The sequence below is a fragment of the Streptomyces sp. NPDC054866 genome, assembly GCF_053610745.1.
Genome location: NZ_JBSGZA010000001.1, coordinates 1,338,080 through 1,361,755, shown reverse-complemented (window position 1 = coordinate 1,361,755; position 23,676 = coordinate 1,338,080). Strand labels below are relative to the sequence as shown.

The 23,676-nt window shown below is 69.7% G+C and carries 15 protein-coding genes and 1 pseudogene; 3 read left to right on the top strand and 13 right to left on the bottom strand.

Annotation, left to right across the window (positions count from 1 at the left end; translation table 11 throughout):
* Nucleotides 1–12: 12 nt before the first annotated feature.
* The 12 genes and pseudogenes from ACWGI2_RS05755 to ACWGI2_RS05700 form a co-directional block, all read right to left on the bottom strand.
* A pseudogene (locus tag ACWGI2_RS05755) lies at nt 13–9,045 on the bottom strand (amino acid adenylation domain-containing protein); the annotation flags it as partial.
* A 407-nt stretch (nt 9,046–9,452) separates the two neighbouring features.
* Entirely contained in the window at nt 9,453–10,940 is a 1,488-nt protein-coding gene (locus tag ACWGI2_RS05750; RefSeq protein WP_453694207.1) for a UbiD family decarboxylase domain-containing protein, read from the bottom strand.
* Complete coding sequence (locus ACWGI2_RS05745; protein ID WP_453694205.1) at nt 10,937–11,719, bottom strand: indole-3-glycerol-phosphate synthase; 783 nt, start codon at nt 11,717–11,719, stop codon at nt 10,937–10,939. Before ACWGI2_RS05745 ends, ACWGI2_RS05750 begins: the two co-directional genes overlap by 4 nt.
* A complete protein-coding gene (locus ACWGI2_RS05740) occupies nt 11,700–12,407 on the bottom strand; it encodes a phosphoribosylanthranilate isomerase (protein ID WP_453694203.1) in 708 nt (235 codons plus the stop codon). Before ACWGI2_RS05740 ends, ACWGI2_RS05745 begins: the two co-directional genes overlap by 20 nt.
* A gap of 5 nt (nt 12,408–12,412) precedes the next feature.
* Nucleotides 12,413–13,777, bottom strand: coding sequence for a TrpB-like pyridoxal phosphate-dependent enzyme (locus ACWGI2_RS05735; protein WP_453694201.1), 1,365 nt, complete (start codon nt 13,775–13,777; stop codon nt 12,413–12,415).
* A 59-nt stretch (nt 13,778–13,836) separates the two neighbouring features.
* Nucleotides 13,837–14,511, bottom strand: a complete 675-nt coding sequence (locus ACWGI2_RS05730) for a transglutaminase-like domain-containing protein (RefSeq protein ID WP_453694199.1) — start codon at nt 14,509–14,511, stop codon at nt 13,837–13,839.
* A gap of 59 nt (nt 14,512–14,570) precedes the next feature.
* The gene (locus ACWGI2_RS05725; protein ID WP_453694197.1) at nt 14,571–15,713 is read right to left on the bottom strand and encodes an acyl-CoA dehydrogenase family protein; all 1,143 of its coding nucleotides are present in this window, start codon (nt 15,711–15,713) and stop codon (nt 14,571–14,573) included.
* Between the two features lie 51 nt (nt 15,714–15,764).
* Nucleotides 15,765–16,139: an ectoine synthase gene (locus tag ACWGI2_RS05720; RefSeq protein WP_453694195.1), complete on the bottom strand. Its 375-nt coding sequence runs from the start codon at nt 16,137–16,139 to the stop codon at nt 15,765–15,767.
* Between the two features lie 43 nt (nt 16,140–16,182).
* Nucleotides 16,183–17,019, bottom strand: coding sequence for a tryptophan synthase subunit alpha (gene trpA, locus ACWGI2_RS05715; RefSeq protein WP_453694193.1), 837 nt, complete (start codon nt 17,017–17,019; stop codon nt 16,183–16,185).
* Nucleotides 17,009–18,085 (bottom strand): anthranilate phosphoribosyltransferase, encoded by a 1,077-nt coding sequence (locus ACWGI2_RS05710; RefSeq protein ID WP_453694191.1) that lies wholly within the window; start codon nt 18,083–18,085, stop codon nt 17,009–17,011. The genes trpA and ACWGI2_RS05710 overlap by 11 nt, the downstream gene beginning before the upstream one ends.
* Before the next feature lie 2 nt (nt 18,086–18,087).
* Nucleotides 18,088–18,348, bottom strand: a complete 261-nt coding sequence (locus ACWGI2_RS05705) for an acyl carrier protein (protein ID WP_160508957.1) — start codon at nt 18,346–18,348, stop codon at nt 18,088–18,090.
* A gap of 121 nt (nt 18,349–18,469) precedes the next feature.
* Complete coding sequence (locus tag ACWGI2_RS05700) at nt 18,470–19,996, bottom strand: AMP-binding protein (RefSeq protein ID WP_453694189.1); 1,527 nt, start codon at nt 19,994–19,996, stop codon at nt 18,470–18,472.
* 453 nt (nt 19,997–20,449) lie between these two features.
* On the opposite strand from ACWGI2_RS05700, the gene ACWGI2_RS05695 reads away from it, so the two are divergent.
* Entirely contained in the window at nt 20,450–21,448 is a 999-nt protein-coding gene (locus ACWGI2_RS05695) for a LuxR C-terminal-related transcriptional regulator (RefSeq protein ID WP_453694187.1), read from the top strand.
* A 979-nt stretch (nt 21,449–22,427) separates the two neighbouring features.
* Nucleotides 22,428–22,673, top strand: a complete 246-nt coding sequence (locus tag ACWGI2_RS05690; protein WP_453694185.1) for a hypothetical protein — start codon at nt 22,428–22,430, stop codon at nt 22,671–22,673.
* A 262-nt stretch (nt 22,674–22,935) separates the two neighbouring features.
* Here the strand turns inward: ACWGI2_RS05690 and ACWGI2_RS05685 are convergent, their stop codons facing one another.
* Complete coding sequence (locus ACWGI2_RS05685; RefSeq protein WP_453694698.1) at nt 22,936–23,253, bottom strand: hypothetical protein; 318 nt, start codon at nt 23,251–23,253, stop codon at nt 22,936–22,938.
* Here ACWGI2_RS05685 and ACWGI2_RS05680 point away from each other — a divergent pair.
* Nucleotides 23,140–23,490: an integrase core domain-containing protein gene (locus ACWGI2_RS05680; protein WP_453694669.1), complete on the top strand. Its 351-nt coding sequence runs from the start codon at nt 23,140–23,142 to the stop codon at nt 23,488–23,490. The genes ACWGI2_RS05685 and ACWGI2_RS05680 overlap by 114 nt on opposite strands.
* The last annotated feature ends 186 nt before the right edge of the window (nt 23,491–23,676 follow it).

The following is a 23,676-nucleotide window of genomic DNA, read 5'->3' as shown; positions in this document are numbered from 1 at the left end:
CGGATCCGGCCGTCAGGGGCGGTTCAGCGCCCTGCCGAGCGGCCCCGCGATCTCCGCGAGCGGGTCCGGCTGGGTCATAGCCCCGTGCGCACAGGCCACCGGGTGGTCGTCGATCCGGCCGGTGACATGGGCCCGCCAGGACTGGGCTGTCGGGTCGGCCGGTGTCTTGTCGGCCGTGGCGGTGAAGAAGAGCAGATCGCCGTCGTACAGCCGGTGTTGGGCCTCCCGGGCGACCCGCACATGGTCGGCGAAGGCTCGGGCGAGCGCGGTCAGCCTGGCCGCGTCGAGCGCGGCCAGCGGGCTGCCCTCGGTGGCGAGCAGTTCGGTCAGTTCGGCGGGGGCCAGGGTCCGGCCTTCTGCGTCCCGGGTGCGGAATCCGAGCGAGTCGAGCATGCCGGCGAGGTCGCCCTGCTCCGGCCCGGCTGTCGGGGCGGCGCGGCGGCCTTGCTCGCCACCGCCGGGGTAGCTGTCCATGAGCGCCAGTACGGCGACCCGCTCGCCCTGTTCCTGCAGCTGTACGGCGATCTCCTGGGCGACACCGCCGCCGAAGGACCAGCCCAGCAGGCGGTAGGGACCGTTGGGCTGAACCTTGCGGATCTGCGCCAGGTAGTCGGCAGCCAGCTCACCGAGGGTTCCCGCCCGGTGCTCGGGCTCGGTGATCCCGCGCGCCTGGAGCCCGTAGAGCGGGATGTCGGCGTCGAGGTGCCGCAGCAGCCCGGAGTACACCCAGCTGATACCGGCTGCCGGATGCACACAGAACAGGGGCGGCCTGCTTCCCTGCGCCCGGATGGGCAGCAGCACATCGAAGTCGTCCTCGGCTTTGCCGTGCGCGAGTTGGACGCTGAGGGTGGCAACGGTGGGGGCTTCGAAGAGGGTACGGATGCCGAGTTCGGCGCCGAGGCTCGCTCGGATGCGGGAGACGAGGCGGGTGGCGAGGAGCGAGTGCCCGCCGAGCTCGAAGAAGCTGTCGTCGATGCCGACCCGGGGCAGGCCAAGGACTTCGGCGAACAGCCCGCACAGCACTTCTTCCTGAGGCGTTCGCGGGGCTCGGCCGGTGCTTGCCTGGCTCAGGTCCGGCTCCGGCAAAGCCTTGCGGTCCAGCTTGCCGGAGGGTGTCAGTGGCAGCGCATCCAGCACCATCACGGCGGCCGGGACCATATAGTCCGGCAGTTCCTCGCCGAGGCGGGCGCGTATGTCCGAGGGCTCGGCATCGGCGCCGGGCGGGGGGACGACGTAGCCGATGAGCTGCTTGATGTCGCCCGCGTCCTCACGGACCACGACCACGGACTGCGCCACGTGCTCGTGCTTGGCCAACGCCGCCTCGATCTCGCCCAGTTCGATCCGGAAGCCCCGGATCTTCACCTGGTGATCGACCCGGCCCAGGAACTCCAGATTCCCGTCCGCCCGCCAGCGAGCCAGATCCCCGGTGCGATACATCCGCGATCCCGCCGGACCATGCGGATCGGCAACAAAACGCTCAGCCGTCAGCGAGGGACGACGCAGGTAACCGCGGGCCAGACCCGCACCCGCGATATACAACTCACCCACCACCCCCACCGGAACCGGCCGCAGCCTGGCATCCAGCACATAGGTACGGGTGTTCCAGATCGGGCGGCCGATCGGCGGGGCCAGCTCGGCCGGTGCCAGCGGGTCGCTCATCGTGGCCACCACCGTCGACTCGGTCGGACCGTACACCTGCATCACCGTCCGCCCCGGCGACCACCGCTCCACCATCTCCGCCGGCAACGCCTCACCACCCACCACAAAACCCCGCAGCGAGGGGAAGTCCCCCTCCGGAAGCGAGATCAGCATCGGCGCCACCAAATCGGTGTGCGTGACCCCGAATTCGGTTATCAGAGACGCGAGTTCCTCACCCACAGCCTGCTGCCCCGGCTGCGGCACCACCAACGCCGCACCCGACGACAACGTCATGGCGATATCCGCCATCGACACATCGAAACTGATCGACACCACCAGCAAGAACCGGCAGCCCACACCCAGACCAAGCCGATCCGCATGCACCCCCGCCACACTCGCCACACCCCGATGCGAAACCACCACACCCTTGGGCCGACCCGTCGACCCCGACGTATAGATCACATACGCCGGATGCGACAGCAGGAGCGGACCAAGGCGTTCGCTGTCGGTCAGGTCGGTCTCAGCCTGACCGGCGATGACCTGCGCGGTGTCCGCGTCATCGAGGACGACGAGGGGCACATCGGCCCCGGCCTCGCGGATCTGTCCGGCCACGGCGCGCATGGTGACCACGGCTTGGGGCTGTCCGTCTTCGAGCATGTAGGCGATCCGGTCAGCCGGATACCCCGGGTCCACCGGCAGATACGCCGCACCCGTCTTCAGCACCGCCAGCCACGCCACCACCATCTCCACCGACCGCGGCAACGCCAGAGCCACAAACCGCTCCGGCCCCACACCCCGACCGATCAAATACCGCGCCAACCGATTCGCCCGCCCATTCAACTCCCCATACGACAAGGAGACTTCACCGAATACGACCGCCTCCGCACCCGGCGTCCGAACCACCTGAGCCTCAACCAGTGCGGGCAGAGCTACCGCAGGCACCTCACGCGACGTATCGACCCACTCCCCCAGCACCAGCCCACGCTCAACCGGCGACAACACCTCCACCGCACCCACCCGCACACCCGGATCAGCCACCAACGCCTCAACCACCCGCACCAACACCCCCACAAACCGCTCCACCGTCACCCGGTCGAAGAGATCGGTGGCGTACTCGAAGGCACCCTCGAGCCCCGCGGCCCGGCCTCCGTCGCCGAACCGCTCCGCGACATCAACCACCAGGTCGAAGTTGGCGGTCTCCCGGTCGAAGGTGTGCTCGGAGGCGGTCAGGCCGTTGAACTCGGGCTGATCACCAGGGGTGTTCTGCAGTACCAGAAGGATCTGGAAGAGGGGGTGCCGGGCCAGCGACCGCGACGGGTTCAGTTCCTCCACCAGACGCTCGAACGGCACATCCTGATGCGCGAACGCCGCCAGATCCGTCTCCCGCACCCGACCCAGCAACTCCGCGAACGTCGGATCCCCCGACGTATCCGTCCGCAACACAAGGGTGTTGAGGAACAACCCGACAAGGTCCTCCAGCGCCTCATCGGTACGCCCGGCCACCGGAGTGCCGATCGGGATGTCGGTGCCCGCACCGAGCCGGGTCAGCGCCACGGCCAGCGCCGACTGCAGCACCATGAACGTGGTGACCCCGTGCTCCCGGGCCACCCGCCCGACCTGCTCATGCAGAGGCGCCGCCAGGCTGAACGGAACGGACCCGCCGCGGAAGCTCGCCCGCACCGGCCGCGGCCGGTCCATCGGTAGGTCCAGCTGGTCGGGCAGCTCGGCGAGTGTGTCCCGCCAGTACGCCAACTGCCGGGCGCCCAGGCTGCTTTCATCGCTCTCGTCGCCGAGCACCGCACGCTGCCACAGCGCGAAGTCCGCGTACTGCACCGGCAGGGGCGTCCACTCCGGCGCGACCCCGACGCATTGCGCCGCGTACGCGTGCGCTAGGTCGTGCGTCAGTGGACCGAGCGACCAGCCGTCGCCCGCAATGTGATGCAGGACGAGCAGCAGCACCTGCTCCTGCGGCCCGACGCGGAACACATGGGCGCGCAGCGGGATCTCGGTGCTCAGATCGAAGTCGAGCGCGGCTGCCGCGACCAGCGCGCGCTGCAGCCCGGACTCGGTGACCTCGGTGACGTCCAGGCACACGGTGATCTCTTCGGCGGGCAGGATCGCCTGGTACGGCTGCCCGTGCGCCTCGCCGAAGACCGTACGCAGGACCTCGTGCCGCTCCACCACATCGCCGAGTGCCGCGTACAGCGCCGGCACATCGAGGTTGCCTTTGAGGCGCAGTGCGATCGGCATGTTGTAGAAGGCGCTGTTGCCCTCCAGCTTGCCGACGAGCCAGAGCCGCTGCTGTCCGTAGGAGACGGGCGTCTGCTCGGAACGTTCGACGGGGCGCAGTGCCGGGCGTATCTCGCCCTGTGCTTCAGCGAGTTGGACGGCGAGGGTGGCGACGGTGGGGGCTTCGAAGAGGGTACGGATGCCGAGTTCGGCGCCGAGGGTCGCTCGGATGCGGGAGACGAGGCGGGTGGCGAGGAGCGAGTGCCCGCCGAGCTCGAAGAAGCTGTCGTCGATGCCGACCCGGGGTAGGCCCAGGACTTCGGCGAACAGCCCGCACAGGACTTCTTCCTGAGGTGTACGTGGCGCGCGGCCGGTGCTTGCCTGGCTGAGGTCCGGCTCGGGCAGGGCCTTGCGGTCCAGCTTGCCGGAGGGTGTCAGTGGCAGCGCGTCGAGCACCATCACGGCGGCCGGGACCATATAGTCCGGCAGCCCGTCCGCCAGGGATGCCCTGACCTCGGCAGGCTCCAGAACCGCACCCGTCGTCGCAGCAACCACATAGCCGATCAGCTGCTTGATTCCGCCGGCGTCCTCACGGACCACCACCAGCGATTGCCCCACCCCGTCGAACCGCGCCAACGCGGCCTCGATCTCGCCCAGTTCGATCCGGAAGCCCCGGATCTTCACCTGGTGATCGACCCGGCCCAGGAACTCCAGATTCCCGTCCGCCCGCCAGCGAGCCAGATCCCCGGTGCGGTACATCCGCGCGCCTGCCGGACCATACGGATCGGCAACGAAACGCTCAGCCGTCAGCGAGGGACGACGCAGGTAACCGCGGGCCAGACCCGCACCCGCGACATACAACTCACCCGCCACCCCCACCGGAACCGGCCGCAGCCCGGCATCCAGCACATAGGTACGGGTGTTCCAGATCGGACGGCCGATCGGCGGGGCCAGCTCGGCCGGAGCCAGCGGGTCGCTCATCGTGGCCACCACCGTCGACTCGGTCGGACCGTACACCTGCATCACCGTCCGCCCCGGCGACCACCGCTCCACCATCTCCGCCGGCAACGCCTCACCACCCACCACAAAACCCCGCAGCGAGGGGAAGTCCCCCTCCGGCAGCGAGATCAGCATCGGAGCCACCAAATCGGTGTGCGTGACCCCGAATTCGGTTATCAGAGACGCGAGTTCCTCACCCACAGCCTGCTGCCCCGGCTGCGGCACCACCAACGCCGCACCCGACGACAACGTCATGGCGATATCCGCCATCGACACATCGAAACTGATCGACACCACCAACAAGAACCGGCAGCCCACACCCAGACCAAGCCGATCCGCATGCACCCCCGCCACACTCGCCACACCCCGATGCGAAACCACCACACCCTTGGGCCGACCCGTCGACCCCGACGTATAAATCACATACGCCGGATGCGACAACAACAGCGGCTGAGCCCGCTCCTCATCGAGAACGTCGTGGTCAGCGTGGCCGCCCAGCAGAGCCGAGGTCTCAGGGTCGTCGAGAACCACAAGCGGTACCTCGGTACCGGTGTCGGCGACCTGCCCGGCAACCGCGGCCGTGGTCAGCACCACCATCGGCTGTCCGTCTTCGAGCATGTACGCGATCCGGTCAGCCGGATACCCCGGGTCCACCGGCAGATACGCCGCACCCGTCTTCAACACCGCCAGCCACGCCACCACCATCTCCACCGACCGCGGCAACGCCAGAGCCACAAACCGCTCCGGACCCACACCCCAGCCGATCAAATACCGCGCCAACCGATTCGCCCGCCGATTCAACTCCCCATACGACAGCGAGACTTCACCGAATACGACCGCCTCCGCACCCGGCGTCCGAACCACCTGAGCCTCAACCAGTGCGGGCAGAGCCACCGCAGGCACCTCACGCGACGTATCGACCCACTCCCCCAGCACCAGCCCACGCTCAACCGGCGACAACACCTCCACCGCACCCACCCGCACACCCGGATCAGCCACCAACGCCTCCACCACCCGCACCAACACCCCCACAAACCGCTCCACCGTCACCCGGTCGAAGAGATCCAGCGAGAACTGCACGCTGCCTTCGAGCCCGGCCGCCGCTCCCTCGGCACCGAAGCGCTCCACCACGTCGACGACCAGATCGAAGGTGGCGGAACCGGAGTCGATCTCTTCCATGCGGGCGGTCAGACCCGGCATGTCGAGCTCGGCAAGGGGGCTCTCCTGGAAGGCGAGGAGGATCTGGAAGAGGGGGTGTCGGGCCAGCGACCGCGACGGGTTCAGTTCCTCCACCAGACGCTCGAACGGCACATCCTGATGTGCGAACGCCGCCAGATCCGTCTCCCGCACCCGGCCCAGCAACTCCGCGAACGTCGGATCCCCCGACGTATCCGTCCGCAGCACAAGGGTGTTCACAAAGAGTCCGACGAGGTCGTCGAGGGCTTCGTCGGCGCGGCCCGCGACCGGGGTGCCGATCGGGATGTCGGTGCCCGCGCCGAACCGGGTCAGCGCCACGGCCAGCGCCGACTGCAGCACCATGAATGAGGTGACGCCGTGCTCCCGGGCCACTCCCCGGATCTGCTCATGCAAGGCGGCCGGCAGATTCAGCGGGACCGAGCCACTGCGGAACGTGGGCCGGACCGGGCGGGCCCGGTCCACCGGCAGGTCCAGCTGCTCCGGCAGGTCGGCCAGAGCCTCCCGCCAGAACACCAGCTGACGGGCGCCCAGGCTGCTTCCATCGCCTTCATCACCTTCATCGCCGAGCACCGCACGCTGCCACAGCGCGAAGTCCGCGTACTGCACCGGCAACGGCACCCACGTGGGCGCCACGCCTGCGCACCGCGCCGCATACGCCTGCGAGAGGTCCCGGCCGAGCGGCTCGAGGGACCGGCCGTCGCACGCGGCGTGATGCACCACGAGCAGCAGCACATGCTCCTGCGGACCGACGCGGAACAGCTGGGCGCGGAGTGGGATTTCAGCGCTCAGGTCGAAGCCCCGGGTGGCGGCGGCCCGCAGGGCCGCGGGCAAGGCGGCTCTGCCGATACGGCCACCGTCGAGCAGTGCGGGGGCAGCCTCGCCGAACGGCAGCACCACCTGGTGCGGCGCGTCGGCCCCCTCGCGGAAGACCGTGCGCAGCACCTCGTGCCGCTCCACCACATCGCCCAGCGCGGCCCGCAGTGCCGCCGTGTCGAGCGTGCCGTCGAGATGGAGGGCGAGCGGAATGCTGTAGAGCGCGCCGCCCCGCTCGGCATCGGAGCTGTCGAAGCTATTGAGGAACCACTGACTGCGCTGCTGAGCCGACAGCGGCAGCGGCCCTTCGTGCCCGGTGGCCCGGACCAGCGGCGGCATCTCCTGCCCGGCACCACCGACATCACCGGCCCCGCCACCGGTGCCACCGACGAGCGGAGCAATACCGCGCACCGTCGGTGCGCCGAACAGCGCGGCCACCGTGGGCGCGCTGCCGTGCTCCTTGCGTACGGCACGCAGCAGCCGGACGGCCAGCAGGGAGTCGCCGCCCAGTGCGAAGAAGTCGTCGTCGACGCCGACTTGGGGCAGTCGCAGCGTCTCGGCGAACAGCCCGCAGAGCAGCTCTTCCTGCGGCGTACGCGGCGTACTCGGCTCGCGCCCGGGGCCGGCCGGGCGGCTCGCACCCGGCTCCGGCAGGGCCCCGCGGTCGAGCTTGCCGTTGGCGGTGAGCGGCAGCCGGTCGAGCAGGACCACGGCGGACGGCACCATGTGGGCGGGCAGCCCGGCCGCGACGTGTTCGCGCAGCGCGGCGCCGGTCACGCCATCGCGGGCCGGTACCGCATAGCCGACGAGGCGCTTGCTGCCCGGGATGTCCTCGCGTACGACGACGGCGGCATCGGCCACGTCCGGGTGCCCGGCGAGCACCGCTTCGATCTCGCCCGGCTCGATACGGAAGCCGCGGATCTTGACCTGCTGGTCGGCGCGCCCGAAGTACTCCAATTGCCCGTCGGCGGTGCGCCGGGCCAGGTCGCCCGACCGGTACATCCGGCTGCCGCTCTCACCGAAGTACGCGGCGAACGGGTCCGCGACGAACCGTTCGGCGGTCAGCGCGGGCCGGCCCAGATAGCCGCGGGCGACGCCTGCCCCGGCGACGTACATCTCACCCGTGACACCCGGCGGTACCGGCCGCAACTGCTCGTCGAGAACGTAGACGCGCAGGTCGGGGATGTTCACGCCGATGCCGCTGGAGGTGCTCGCGGCGGCCGCCGCACGGTCGAGGGCGGCGTAGGTGACATGCACCGTGGTCTCGGTGATGCCGTACATGTTGACCAGGGTGGGTGTGTCGTCCGCGTGCCGCTCGTACCAGTCGGCGAGTCGGGCGGGTTCGAGGGCCTCACCGCCGAACACGACGTAGCGCAGGGCAAGTTCACCGGCCGGTTGCTCGCGGTCGGCGGCGGCCAGCTGGTAGAACGCGGACGGCGTCTGGTTGAGGACGGTGACCTGCTCGCGGGCCAGCAGGGCGCGGAAGTCCGCGGGGTCGCGGCCGGTCAGATACGGCACCACCACGAGCCGCCCGCCGTGCAGCAGGGCGCCCCAGAACTCCCACACCGAGAAGTCGAAGGCGTAGGAGTGGAAGAGGGTCCACACATCCCGCTCGTCGAAGCCGAACCAGTGCTCGGTCGCCGAGAACAGCCGGGTCGCGTTGTGGTGGGTGACGGGGACGCCCTTGGGGCGGCCGGTGGAGCCCGAGGTGTAGATGACGTACGCCATGTCCTCGGCGTGCAGCGGCCGGGCGCGGTCCGCGTCGGTGAGTTCTTCCGGGCTGTACGCGGCGTGGTCCGAGCCGTCCACCAGGATCGCGGGCAGTGCGTTGGCGGGCAGTCCGGGAGCCGTCGCCGTGTCGGTGAGCAGCGCGGCGGGGGCCGCGTCCTGAAGCATGTAGGCCACGCGGTCGGCCGGGTAGTCCGGGTCCATCGGCAGATACGCGGCGCCCGAGGCGGCGACCGCGAGCAGGCCGACGACCAGGTCGAGGGAGCGGGGCAGGGCCAGGGCCACCAGCTGGCCGGGCCCGATGCCCCGCTCGACAAGGAGGCGGGCCAGGCGGTTCGCCCGGGCGGCCACTTCGGCGTAGGTCAGCGCGTCGGTGCCGCAGCTGACGGCGGTGCGGTCCGGGTGGGCGCGGACGGTCTCCGCGAAGAGCGCGGGCAGCGTGGCGTCGGCCGGCTCCGGGCGGGCGGCGCCGGCCGCTCCGCCGTTCCACTCGACGATGGCGCGGTACTCGTCCTCGTTGAGGCTCTTCGACATGTCCCGGTGCTCCTTCGCGGACGACGCCCGCGCAACGTCTCGTTGTCGTCTGTTCATTCGTCTGCTGCCGGGCCGCGGCGCTGCGGCACGAGCGGGGGCCCCTGCGGATCCGCCGGCGTCAGCGGCTGCCGCGGGGTTCGTACGACGCGGCGGCACAGGGCGCCACGTCCTGACGCGGGCGACTCGGCACGACGGCGTGCTGTTCAGGGCACCGGACAGTCGACCTTAGCCATGCACGGGCATGGTCGGGGCGATGCCGCGGTGCCACAAAGCGGCCATGGCCGCTACAGGCCAGGGGCCGGTCCGCTCGGCACTCAGTCGGGCCGGGGCGCGGGCACGGTGAAGCTGCGTCGGGTCGTCTCGCGCAGGGCGAAGGGGGTGGTCGCGTCGAGGGCCACCCGGCCGGGGATCCGGCCCGCCGCCCGGTGCTCGGCCCAGGCCTCGGTCTGGGAGGGGTCCATCGGTACGGGCCCCAGATCCGTCCACTCCGTACAGTCGGCCGCCAGATTCGAGCGGGTGGTCATCGCCCACAGCACGTCCTCCGTACAGGAGACGGCGATGTCCTCGTCGGTGAGGACGACCGTCTTGACGAAGGGGTGCCGGCGCAGAATCTCGCGGGCGAGGCCGGGCAGGGCGGCGTCCCCCGCGGCGGATGCCTTGCGCACCGCGACGGTGAGCAGCAGCATGCCGCCGCCGGCCGCGGCGAAGTGCAGGTCGTGGACGGCCAGGCCGGGGTGGTGCGGCAGGGAGAGTGCGACGGACAGCGCCCCGGCGGTGCCGAGGAGATACGACTGCTCCCGGCCGGGGCCGACGACCGCCTGGTAGAGGGGGTCGTGGCGGGTGGTGACCGCGGTCACGGTGAGCACCGGCAGGCCGGACCGGGCCCGGCCGTCGTAGCCGAGGAACTCCGGCAGCGAAAGCCCCGGTTCGGCGCCATCGAGGGCCTCGTCCGCCACCTGGTCGTCGAGGTGTCCCTCGATGACGATCTCGGCCTGGGCGAGCGCGGGCACGGGCTGGGTCAGGCCCGGCGAGAGCTCGATCGCCTCGCCGGCCAGCGCCCCGGCGAGGGCCAGCTTGTCGACCGAGGGCTCGACCAGGGCCCCGTCCGCCGACGGAGCGTCACCCGGCCCGAGGAAGGCCGTGTTGACCGCGGAGGCCACCATGACGGCGGGCGGCACCCCGATGCTGACGCTGACCGGGAGGCGATCGCCCCGCTCCAGGGCCCGCCGGTGCAGCTCGCCGAGTTTGCGGCCCGGCACCATCCACACGGTGAGCCGGGACCGGTCGAGCACCAGCATGCGGTGGCAGGAGAGCGCGGTCTCCCCGGTGACCGGGTCCTCGGCCCGGATCAGTGCGGTGGTCAGATACGGGCCCGCGTCCCGAGGTGTGCTGGTCAGTACGGGAAGCCGGAGCAGATCGACCTCGTCGCCGACGGCGGCCACCGCACGGCAGGGCGCGTCGGCCACCTCGCGCGGCGCCGTCCGGGCCGCCGCTGCGAGCAGCGGGACCACCGTGTCCGGGGCGGCCCGGTCCGGCAGACCCGGCAGCCAGCGCCGCAGCCGGGCCGCGTCACCGTACAGACCGAGCAGGACCGGGAGTTGGAATCCCTTGACGCCGCGGTAAAGCACCGCGGGCTCGCTGCGGGAGACCCCGACGGCCGGTACGCCGGCGTGGGCGGCGGCGAAGTGCGCCGCCACCTCCGCCACGGGCATCGGCTCGGTGTACTCGTGCAGTGCCTCGGGCTCCTGGGCCCGCAGCTGGGCCAGTGCGGCGCGCACCGAAAGGCCGGGGTTGCCGCTCATGGAGTGCGCTCCTTACGGGAGTCGGCCCCGGTGGTGTCGTGCGCGCCCGGGGGCCACAGGGCCCTGAGCTCGCCGAACCAGGCGTCGAGGTCGGCGGCCCGCAGCAGACCCGTACCGATCAGCAGCCCTCGATAGCCCGCGGACAGCAGTCCGGCCGCGTCGCCCGGGGTCTCGATGGCGCTGGCGCTGACCGGTACGGCGGTGCCCGTGGCGCGGACCCGGTCGATCAACCGATGGCTGCGCCCCAGGTCTCCGGTGTCGCGTTCGCGCTGCCGGATGTCCTTGTTGTTGACGGCGATGACACAGTCCTGCGCCTGTTCCACCGTGGCCAGTTCGGCCTCGGAGGTGATCTCGACGAACGGGGTCACGTCGTGCTCCAGACAGATCCCGATCAGCCGGCGCAGCACCGTGCGCGGCAGCACGGTCGCGGTGAGCAGGACCGCGGACGCCCCGGCGGCGGCCACGGCCGCGATCTGCTTCTCCTTGGTGAAGAAGTCCTTGACAAGGAGCGGCAGTTCGGTGGCCGCGGCCACCTCTTCGAGCAGCTCGGGTGTGCCGCCGAACCAGGACCCGGTGACCACGGAGAGCGCGGGCGCGCCGAGCTCCGTGTACCGCGCCACCAGTTCGCCGACCGGACGGCCTGCGAACAAGTCGGCGCCGTGCGCGCTGTTGCGCTTGAGCTCCATGATCACGGGCGTGTCGGCGGTGCGCAGCGCGGCACCGAAGCGTCCGCCGCCGGTGAGCTCGGCGGGTGCGGAATCAGCTGACGGCGACGGCATGGCGCAGCTCCTCTCTGCGGCGGCGCAGTTCCTCGCTCCAGGCGTGCCGGATCCCATCGATGATCAGCGGGGCAAGCGTGCCGTCGGGCCTGCGCGCCCCGCTGTCCACATCGATGCCGAGGAATCCGTCGTGCCGCAGGGCCGCGCCGTGCTCCTTGGCCGTGTCGGCGGTCAGCCCGCCGGCGAGCAGGAACGGGATCCGTACCGTGTCGAGCACAGGTTCCAGGGCCGCGGGGTCAAGTGGCTTGCCGGTGCTGCCGATCCGCCCGTCGTCGCCCACCGAGTCGAACAGGAACAGGTCGGTGCCCGCACGCTCGAAGGCCGTGACGAAGGGCTTCTCGAGCACTTTGCCGCGGCGCACATGCAGCACCTTGAGCAGCACGACGTCCGGCAGGGCCGCCCGGACCGCGGCCACCTGCCGCGGCGTGGTGTAGCCGTGCAGCTGGACGCGGCGCACCCCCGATGCCCGTACGGCATCGCGCAGTTGCTCCGGGTCGTCGAGGAGCGTGACCAGGACGGGCTCAAGGCCGCGCTCCAGGGCGAGCCCCGCCAGCGTCGTCAGCTCGTCCCGCGTCAGGTCGGCCTTGCCGTCCGGCACTCCGTACCAGAGGCCGACCGTGGTCACCGGGGAGCTGCTCAGCAGTCTGATCTCGCTGGTGCGGGTGAGTCCGCACACCTTCAGCCACACGGGGATCAGACCTGACCGAAGGGAGCGGGGATGCGGGCCAGTGAGCGGGCCACCAGCTCCTCGTCGTAGCCCTCGTCCGCCAGCTCGTCGGCCATGTACTTCTCGTACGAGCCAAGGTCGAAGTGGCCGTGGCCGGACAGGCCGAACAGGATCGCCTCGGACCTGCCCTCCTCGCGGCAGCGCAGGGCCTCGTCGATGGCGGCGCGGATGGCGTGCGTCGACTCGGGGGCGGGCACGATGCCCTCGCTGCGGGCGAAGGTGAGGCCGGCCTCGAAGCAGGCGGTCTGCGGGACCGCCCGCGCCTCCATCAGACCGTCCTGCAGCGCCTGGCTGACCAGCGGGGCGATGCCGTGGTACCGCAGGCCGCCGGCGTGGATGGACGGCGGGACGAAGGAGTGGCCGAGGGTATGCATCTTGAGCAGCGGGGTGAGCTGCGCGGTGTCACCGAAGTCGTAGGCGACCTGGCCCTTGGTCAGGGTCGGGCAGGCTTCGGGCTCGGAGGCGATCACCCGGACCTGCTTGCCGCCGCGCAGCTGCTCGCCGAGGAACGGGAAGGTGAGACCGGCCAGGTTGCTCCCGCCGCCGGCGCAGCCGATCACGATGTCCGGGTAGTCGTCGGCCATGTCCATCTGCAGCAGGGCTTCCTGCCCGATGACCGTCTGGTGCAGCGCGACGTGGTTGAGCACGCTGCCACCGGCGTAGTTGGTGAACGGGTCGTTCATGGCGACCTCGATCGCCTCCGAGGTCGCGATGCCGAGCGCGCCGGGGCAGTCCGGGTCCTCGGCGAGGATGGCGCGGCCCGCCGCGGTCTCGGTGGAGGGGCTGGGCACACAGGTGGCGCCGTAGGTGTGCATCAGGGCCCTGCGGTAGGGCTTCTGGTGATAACTCACCTTCACCATGAAGACCTTGACCTCGAGGCCGAAGAACGCGCCGGCCAGGGCGAGGGACGAGCCCCACTGGCCGGCGCCGGTCTCGGTGGCCAGAGCGCGGATGCCTGCTTCCTTGTTGTAGAAGCCCTGCGCGATACCCGTGTTCGGCTTGTGGCTGCCGGCCGGGCTGCCGCCCTCGTACTTGTAGTAGATGCGCGCCGGGGTGCCGAGCGCCTGCTCGAGGCGGCGGGCACGGAACAGCGGCGAGGGACGCCACTGCGCATAGATCTGCCGCACGGTGGCGGGGATCTCGATGTCCCGCTCCAGGGTCAGCTCCTGCTCGGCGAGCTCCTTGGGCATGATGCCGGTCAGGTCGTCGACGGTGGCAGGCTGCCCGGTGCCCGGGTGCAGCGGCGGGTCGATCCGCGGGAGATCGGCGGCGATGTTGTACCAGCTGGTGGGTATCTGGTCGTCACGGAGCTGGTACTTGATGGTGTCCACGTCGGTAGTCCTCGCGATTTCGGTGAAAAGGCTGATCAACAAAGGGAATTGATGGGACATCAGGCAGGCTCGGCGGCGGCATCGGCCACCAGCGACCCGTCGGCGAACCGGGTCCGGTCAGGGCCGGCGAAGATCTTCGGGTGCGCGCTGCGCATGCCGTCGAGGATCTGCTGGTAGGGCAGATCGTCGAACTCGCCGTGCTCTCTGAGAAACTCCATGTGCGCCTTCCCCTGGCCGTCATAGGGGTGGTAGACGCTGTCGGCGGTGCCGTCGAAGTCGAGCGGCCGCATGCCGTAGAGGCGGCAGAGCAGCCGGTTGAACACCGGGGTGGCCCGCATCCAACGGCCGTCGAGCCGTACGGAGGTGAGCGCGTGGTAGTGGAAGACGTCACCGCCGATGAACTCCCGGATCTTCGGCGACGACAGATGGTTGCGTACGTCGGTGAGCACGAGCCGGGCCGGAATACCGACCGAGCGCAGCGCGGAGGCGTACAGGACGGACTTGTGGATGCACAGTCCCTTGCCTGCCTTGACGACCTGCGACGCGGTCAGCCCCTCGCGGGAGAAGTCGGCGCCGTAGATCTCGTAGCCGATTGTGTCGCGGACCGCGTAGTACAGGCGCACCGCCCGGTCCCGGTCGTCGGCCCCGCCATCGGGCAGCACCTTGTCGACGAACCCGGTCACCTCGGCGGAGCCGTGGTCGAGGAAGTCGGTGGCGGCGAGTGTGGGTTGCATGGTCGTTCTCCCTGTCACAGCTGTTCTCCCGCTTCTCCCGCTTCTCCCGCTCCTCCGGCTCACAGGCCGAGCATCGAGGCGATGCGGCTGTACTGGACTTCGGTGGTACCGGAGTAGATGGTTCCGGCGACGGCTCCGCGCAGCTCCTGCTCCAGGCCGTACTCGGCCATGTAGCCGTTGCCGCCGAAGATCTGGACGGCGCTCAGCGCGGATTCGAGCGCGGCCCGGCTGGCGATCAGCTTCGCCGTGGCCAGATCGACCGTGACCTTCTGCCCGGCGGTGACCTTCTGTGCGGTGTCGTACAGCCACTTGCGGGAGGTCTCGAGACCTATCTTCATGTCGACGATCCGGTTGGCCACCGACTGGAAGCCACCGATCGGCTGCCCGAACGCCGTGCGCTCACCGGCGTACGCGATACAGCTCTCCAAGCGGCGCTGCATCTCGCCCGTGCCGACGATGAAGGAGCAGAGGATCTCCCACTTCATCACGTGATCGAGCACCAGGAAGCCGGTGCCGACCCGGCCGATCACATTCGCCTTGGGCACCCGGCAGCCGTCGAAGTACAGCTCACACAGCGGCGAGGCCTTCAGGCCCATCTTCTCGATGGGGTTGCCGACGGTGAGCCCAGGGGTGTCCCGCTCCACCAGGAACGCGGTCACCCCGAGCGGGCCCGCCGTCGGGTCCGTCTTGGCGTAGACGACGATCAGGTCGGCCACCGGGCCGTTGCTGACGAAGGTCTTGCTGCCGTTGAGCACGAAGTGATCGCCGTCGGCGACGGCGGCGGTGGTGCGCATGTTCATCGCGTCCGAGCCGCTGCCCGGTTCGCTGATCGCATGCGCGCCGATGGTCGTTCCTTCACAGATGCCCGGCAGATAGCGCCGCTTGAGCTCGGCCGAGCCGAACCGCTGCAGCGACACGCCGGTGCTGACCATGTGGGTGGTGACGGAGAAGTTGAGTCCGCCATTGCGACAGCCGTGGCCGAGTCCTTCGAGGACGTACATGGTGGTGAGCAGCGACTGTCCGAGCCCGCCCCACTCCTCGCCGAACGGCAGCCGGAGCAGCCCGGACCGGGCCACGGCGTCCCACGGCACGCGGGGGAACTCGGCCTGCTTGTCGTAACGGAAGTGGTCGTCGCCGAACTTCTCGAACCACGGGGTGAGGCCGTCGCGCAGGTCACGCTGGTCGCTTGACCATTCGATCACGGTGGAACTCCTGGAAGGTGGTGGCGGTGCGCGGCACGGTGGTGGGGTGCGTCAGTAGTGGGACGAGGCCGCGCCGTCCAGCGAATGGACCTCGTCACCGCCCAGGGCCGGGGTGAAGACACAGACGAGGCGCAGGTCCTCCTCCGGCCAGGCGATCAGCCAGTGCGCGTCGTGCTCGTCGAGGGCGTAGAGCGTGCCCGGCTCGATGAGGTGGCTCTCCCCCGCCATGTCGACGACCTCGCCACGGCCCGAGATGCAGTAGCAGGCTTCGAGATGGCGGCGATACTCGAGCAGGGACTTGGAGCCGGCGGCCACGACGGTGTCGGTGACCGTGTACCCCATGTTGTCCGCCTCGAGGAGGAATCTGCGGCTGACGCCATTCCCCCAGTCCACGGTCTTCACGTCTTCCAGCTTGCGAATGATCACGGATTTCCCCCCAACGACTCTGCTGTGAATAAGTAGTTGACTGTCAGAGCACCGGTTCCGGGCGCAGCCCTTCGACGAACCGGCCGACCTCGGCGAGCAAGTCGCCGCCGGCGTTCTGCGCCTGCTCGACGCGGTCCACCAGGGCTGTGCCGACAATCGCCGCGTCGGCACCGAGCGCGCCCATCGTCCGGACGTCCGCACCGGTCCGCACCCCGAAGCCCACGGCGATCGGCGCGGCCGTGCTGCCCCGCAGGGTGGCGAGGACCGGCCTCAGCGCGTCCGCCCGCGGCGGCGGGGCGGTACCGGAACGCCCGTAGTGGGCGACGAGATAGAGATAGGCGGTGGCATGCCGGGCCGCCTGCGCCAGTACGTCGGGGTCCGACCCGGCGTAACAGCTGGTGACGACGGGCTGGCCGATCCGCTCGGCGGCCTCCAGATAGCCCGGGGCCGCCCGTGGCGGCAGTCCGTGCAACAGGACGCCGTCAGCGCCGCAGTCACGGGACTTGGCCACGAACTCCTTGATCCCCACGGGCCGCACGGAGTGCCGCCAGTCCGCGAGCAACGCCACCTTGGTGTGCCGCAGCCGGGGCCGCACCGCCGCGATGAACCCCAGGACGGCGTCCAGGTCCGTCCCCCTGTCCAGGGCCCGGCGGGCGGAGCGCCGGATGACCGGGCCGTCGGTGACCGAGTCCGGGAAGGGCACCGCGAGCTCCAGGCAGTCCACGCCCGCCTCGTCCAGGAGCAGGACGAGGTCGCGCAGCCGGTCCAGGCCCGGGTCGCCGGCGTTCACGAAGAGCGCGAGCCCCGGGTCCGACGGTCCGCGCCCCGCGAAGAACCGCCGCTCCGACGCGCCTGCTACGTGGGTCGGTTCAGCCGACACGTGCCATCACCGGCTTCCCCTGGTTGCCCGCCGGGTGCGACTGCGCCCGGCGAAGTGCGCGCAGCCGCTCGACCAACTCGAGCACGGCGCCCGAGTGCACCGCCTCCTGAGCGACTCGGAAGGCTTCCGCCCAATCGGTGCGGGTGCCCGAAGCGACCGCCGCCGCGGCCGCGTTCAGGCAGATGCTCTGCAGCGCGGCGTCGGGCCCGTCCCCGCCGAGCAGCGCGAGCAGTTGCGGTACCGGCGACCCTGCGTCGTCGTAACTCGGACCCAGTTCGGCGAGCGTGCCCGGGTGGAGGCACACCCCGTCCAGATTTCCGGGCTCGATCGTCAGGTCCGGGCTGCCTGCCCCGGTACGGATCGTGTTCCTCGCGAACCCGATCAGCTCGTCCACCCCGTGGTTGTTGTGGAGCAGCCAGACCTCGCGCCCCGACAGCGAGTCCGCCACCTCCGCCAGGGCCGGGACGAGCGCCGCGTCGGAGACTCCCGTCAGCTGGGCGCCGACCGGAACGGCCGCCAGGAAGGGGCCGAGGACGTTGAAGATCCGGCCGACCTGCTTCATGCCGTACGGGAGGATCGCCCGCGCCAGACGGCTCAGCTCCGCCGGGTAGACGAACCCGTCCGCGAAGGCGATGCCATGGGCGTCGAGCATGTCCTCGCACTCGGCGTACGAGGAGGCGGTGGGGATGCCGAGGCGTTCGAGGAGGTCGATGGAGCCGAATCGGCTGGTGTAGCCGCGCGACCCGGTCTTCACGACCTTGACGCCGGTGGCGGCCGCGACCAGGACCGAAGCGGTGGTCAGGTTGAAAGTGGCAGGGCCACCCCCGGTGCCGACCACGTTGACCGTGCCCGGCCAGGACGCCGGCTGCTCGCGCCGTGCGTCCAGCGAGGCCACGAGCGCCACCGCGGTCTGCGCCTGCGGCATCCGGGTGGACAGCGCACTGACCGTGGCGAGGGCCTCTCCGGGGTGCAGTTCCTTGTGCCGCAGCCGGTCCCAGAAGCCGTCCCATTCCTGGACGGTCACCGGCCGGGTGCGGGCCACGAGGCTGTGGAGCAGCTCGGTCACGGCTACTTGGCTCCGGCCGGCACGTCGCCCGAGGCCACGAACGTCTCGATGTCGCCGACCGAACGGAAGTTGTCCGGGGCGATCTCCATCGCGTCGATGTCAAGGCGGTACCGGTCCTCGAGCCAGCTGACCAGGGTGAGCAGGCCGAGGCTGTCGATCACGCCGTTGGCCAGCAGGTCGTAGTCGTCGGCCAGCTCGTCGGCGGGGATGTCGAGCAGGAACTCCTCCACCAGGTACTTCTTGATGTCGTCGATACGTGCCATGTCGGCCTCCTGAAAGAGTGACGGGTTCATACGGGAATCGGACGGGTCGCACGGGCGAGCCGGGCGAGCCCGCAGGGCAGCCGGACGGGGCGTACCGCAGCGGGGTGGATTCGTACGGGAGTCAGGCGCTCTGCCCGGGCAGCTGTCCCAGTACGGCCTTGCGGTCGAGCTTTCCGGTGGGGGTGCGGGGCAGCGCGGTGTCCACCAGGTCGACCTTCGAGGGAATGGCGACTCTGGGCAGCAACTTGGCAGCGTGCTCGCGGAGTTGAAGCCCGTTGAGCGCCGAATGCTCGGTGCGCTGCACGACCGCGTGCAGCCGTTTGCCCGCCCGCTCGTCGGGGAGGGCGAGCACCGCCGCGTCCGACACCTCCGGATGCCGGCGCAGCGCCTCTTCCACCTCGGCGGTGTTGATGCGTACTCCGCGGACCTTGACCACGAAGTCGCGCCGGCCCTCGAGCGTCAGCGTCCCGTCCGGGTGGCGTCGGACCAGGTCACCGGTGCGGTACCAGCGCCCGGTCGCGCCCGGCTCGGCGGAGCCGCCGCCGGGGTGCGGGACGAACACGCCGTCGTCCAGGGTGGGGTCGAGGTATCCGGCGCTCTGGAAGGGCGTACGAACCATGAGTTCACCCCGGCCCGCACCGGTGAGGACGGCGCCCTCCTCATCGAGGACGAGCGCGCCGGCGCCGGTGACGGGGCGGCCGATCGGCACCGAACCGTAGCGCCCCGGATCCACGGCCGGGTCGATCTCGTGGACGAAGCTGTCGTTGGTCTCCGTACAGCCGTAGACGTTGTGCAGCCTGGCTTTCGGAAAGAGCCCCGGCAGGGCTCCGAGCCCCTTCGCGGAGATTGCGTCGCCGGTCAGCAGGACGTGCTCGACCTGCGCGAACTCATCGCCGCGGGAGCGCCGTTCGGCCTGCCCGAGCAGCTGGAAGAGCATCGGTACGCCCTGCACCACCTGGACCGGGCGGGCCTGGAACTGCTGCAGCAGATGGGCCGGGTTGACCGCCAGGTCCTGGTCCACGAGGGCCGCGCAGCCGCCGCTCGCCAGGGTCGTCCAGATGTCGAGGAGACACAGGTCGAAGTTGAGCGGGGCGTAGTTGAGCACCGTGGATCCCGGTCCGATCCCGAACCGCTGCCCGGCCCAGGCGGTGAAGCGGTCGAGGGCGGCGGCGGACACGGGCACGGCCTTGGGCAGTCCGGTCGAGCCAGAGGTGGTCAGCAGGAAAGTGGTGTCCTCGGGCAGGGCCGCACACCTGGAGCCCTCGGGGCCGGCCGGCTCGCCGAGCACGAGGCCGGAGTGTGCCGCCTGGTCCGTCAACTCCGAGGGACTGGGCAGGCATTGAGCGCCGGCCCGAGCGAGAAGTTCGCCCAGCGTCTCCTCACCCAGCTCGGCGGAAGGGATGAGCACGGGCTGACGCAGGGCAAGACAGGCGAGCAGGACCGCGACGGCCTGCGGAGATTTCTTGGCCACCAGGGCTACCGGGCCCTCGCCCGGTAGCCCCAGCGCTTCGAGGCCTCGGCGAGCCGTGCCGGCCAGGCTGCTCAGCTCGGCGTAGCCGATCTCCTGCCCGTGCCAGAGCAGGGCCGGGGCGTCCGGGCACTGCTCTGCCTGTGTGCCGACGCGTTCCGGCAACGTGGTCCATGCCATCGCGCAGTCATCCCCCCTGTAATGCAAAAGACGTGATCCGGTCGGGGCTATGCCCACCGAGATTCCCCGGAGCTCTCCGGGCAGCGCCATCGCTGCGCCAGGAGAGAAAGAATCCGGTGCGCCGGGCGAGTTCTTCCCGATAAACGGGCCATGGTTCGCACGAACACCGGGCGGAAACCCTTGGCCGCCTTTCAGCCGCCACCGGGCATCGACATCACGATCCTTTCTGATTCAACCTGCAAGAGTCCAGCGGGAACCGTGGCCACTCAGTGCCATGTCCATAAGCGGAAGTCATGAGTTAACGTGCAGCAGCGGGTCCGAAGGGCCCGCCTGGGGGGCAAGTCAGTTTCAAACTTGAACCGTTGAAAGTTGTGGTAACCCGCCAGCTCGCCCGATATCGAGGGACCCATGCGCCAGGAAACCGCAGTCGACGCTCACAAACTCTTCCGCCATATGTTGGCCGAATCAGGGACGAGCACCTCGGCGGCCCGGACCCGCCTCAAGCTGAGCGACCAGACCTTCGAAGCAGCCGAGGCGCTTCTGCTCGAGCTGGGCCTCATCCGGCCCGCCACCGCCGGCGACACCTTCGTCGCCGTCCACCCGGAGACGGCCCTGGCGCAGCTGCTCGCCCTCGAGCAGCAGGCGATACGCGAGCGGCTCACGCTCAACGAAGAGCTGTCGGAGACCATGGCGATCCTGGGCTCCAATCTCCTCGCCCTGCAGTCGAGGACGGAGAGCGACGCCCAGCTCAATCTGCTGATCGGCGAGGACAGCATCGCCGCCGCGCTGCACGGCGCGGCCATCAAGGCGCAGAACGAGATCCTGAGCATGCACCCGGGCTCGCCCCTGCCGCAGCGCATGCTCCAGGAGAGCATGGAACGCAATCAGACCGCTCTGAACAGAGGCGTCACCATGCGGGCCATCCACCTCAACTCGATGGCGAGCCTGCCCCACGGCCGCGCCCATCTGGCCGCCCTGAAGGACGCCGGCTGCGAGGTTCGACTCGCCTCCGTGCTGCCGTTCCGGATGATCCTCGTGGACAACGCCCTTGCCTACATGTCCGCTTCACCCCGTGACGGACAGATGACCGCACTGGAGGCCCGCGGCCCCGACATCTGCCAGCTGCTGCGCGGCACCTTCGAGCACTGCTGGGTGCACGGCACGGTGCCGCCCGACGCCACGGCGGCCCCCAAGGGCGCCGTGGAGACCCCCGGCGAAGTGGAACTGGACGAGCGCGAGACGGCAGTGATCAAGCTGCTTGCCAACGGCAGCAAGGACGACTCGATCGCCCGGGCCCTCGGCATCTCGCCGCGCACCCTGCGCCGCATGACCACGTCGATCATGGAGAAGCTCGACGCCGAGAGCCGATTCGAGGCTGGCGTGAAAGCGGCGGCCCTACAGCTCGTCGATGTACCCGGCGCCCACCAGGAGAACGTTCACGACGTTCGGTAGTCGGCGTTGACAGTTCTGCCACCGAGCCATAATCTACCGACATGCAGAAACACTTTTCCGCATTACGGAAAAGTGTGCGGGGGGACCGCGAGCGTTTCGGTTTGCGAACGGGGCATTGAGCCGGTGCGGACACTCAATGAAGAGGCTTTCCGTCCACACCTCTCCCTGATGCGATTGCTTATGCTCGTGCACCACCAGGGGGAGTGTTGAGTGCAAGACTGCGCATGACCATATCCACGAAGTTCAAAACCCGCTGCCGTGACCTGGCCTGGGGGCCCTGGTAAACGACGCGGCACTCTTTTGGTGCGGGGTCAGAGATGTTCCGGCAATATCCCGGGGCTGGAGCCAGACCACTTCGCGGTTCTGATATTCCGCCATTCCGCTTTCACCAGGCGGTTCTTCCTGCGATGACGCCGCCGGCGCAAGAAGCTGTGCCCCATCCACGATCACGCAATCCGGCTCAGCCGCTGATCTTGTGAGCGGGCGGGTATTGGCGGTGGTTCCCGTCATCGCGTCCAGGGTGCACTTCGGCACAATCACGATGCGTGCGCAGGTGCGTTCGGCCGATGCGCGGTACCCACACTGCCGCGGGATGCTGACCTCGGTCGCGGTGGCGGTGCCGGCCCGCCCGGTTGGGGCCCATCGAGACCATCTCCGCAGGTGGTCGACTGCTCCACTCCCGGTTCGCGCGAAGCCGTTGTCCACGTGAAGCACCGGGTGATCGTGGTGGGTCGCTGTCGCACACACCAAGAGATCGATGACCCCGGCGGCGATATGCCCTTCCCAGGGCCGCAACGCCCCCGGCGTACGAAAAAGATGCCACGGGGCGGAAGCGTCGAGGAGGTACGTGATCACTCGAAGGCCGCCTGACGGGCCCGCTTGGCAGCCGCATGCGCCGCAGCCTCGAACTCTGCATCTGCTGAGAATGCCATCCATGCAGCTCAGGAGCGTCTGCGACGGTGCGGCAGGATGAGCACTTGTGCTGCTGCGTCTTGTCTACTTGACCGTCACCAACCTGTTCGGCGCGCTGCGGTTGCCGCCGGTGAGCGACCGCGACAGGGTCACGGAGATCCTCGCCCTGCGCCACCAGCTCACCGTCCTTGAGCGACAACTCGGCGCGGACCGGGTGAAGCTTGCTCCGGAAGACCGGGTGTTCCTTGCCGGCTCTGCTGGTGCCATTACCCCGCAAGATCCTGCGCCGATTGCGCCTACTGATCCGGCCTGACACCGTGCTGCGCTGGCATCGCGACTTGATGAAGCGGGCGCCACGCCCGCGCCTGCCGGCCGGGCCGACCGCCCACGGTCCATTCGATCCGCAGACTGGTCCTGCGCCTGGTCCGTGAGAATCCCTCGTGGGGCTATCGCAGGGTGCACGGCGAACTCACCACGCCCGGCATCAAAATCGCCGCACCACCATCTGGGAGATCCTCACCTCCGAGGGCATCGACCCCGCGCCCGACCGGGCCGCCACCCCCTGGGCCGACTTCCTACGCTCCCAGGCCGACGCCCTGATGGCCTGCGACTTCATCGAGACAGTGACTTTGACCGGCCAGCGCCAGGACATCCTCGCGGTCATCGAGCACGCCACCCGCCGCATCCGGAACCGGGACACGAAGTACCCCGCCCTCTTCGACGAAATCCTGAGCAACGCCGGCATCCAAGTCGTGCGCACCGGCGTCCGGATACCGCGCATGAACGCGATCATGGAACGCTGGATCCAAACCTGCCGCCACGAACTCCTGGACCGCGCGCTCACCTTCAACGAGCGCCACCTGCGTCACGCACTTCACCAGTTCGAACTGCACTACAACACCCACCGGCCCCACCAAGCGAAAGACCAGTCAGCACCCCTACGCGCCGTTTCCGCACCACTCCCCCACACACATCAGCCAACTGAAAGTGCGCCGGACAAACCGCCTAGGCGGAGTGCTGCACGAGTACCAACATGCCGCTTCAGCGGCGCGGATGGGGTTTTCGGCAGGCGCAGAGTCCAGGAGCGCACTCGTGACGCGCCCCCGCTGGTACGGCGGCAGCAGGCATAGGCGGTCACCGTGACGCATGGCGATGAGCACGGTGACCACCCCGACCAGGGCGTGGGGCAGGTCGAGAGTGGCAGAATGGACGGTCAATGGGGCTTCCTGGCAGGCGAGTTGCGACCTCAGACGCCCCACTCAACCCCTTGGGGTTTTACCTCCCTGCACACATTGCCGTCCAGCAGTATCACCCGC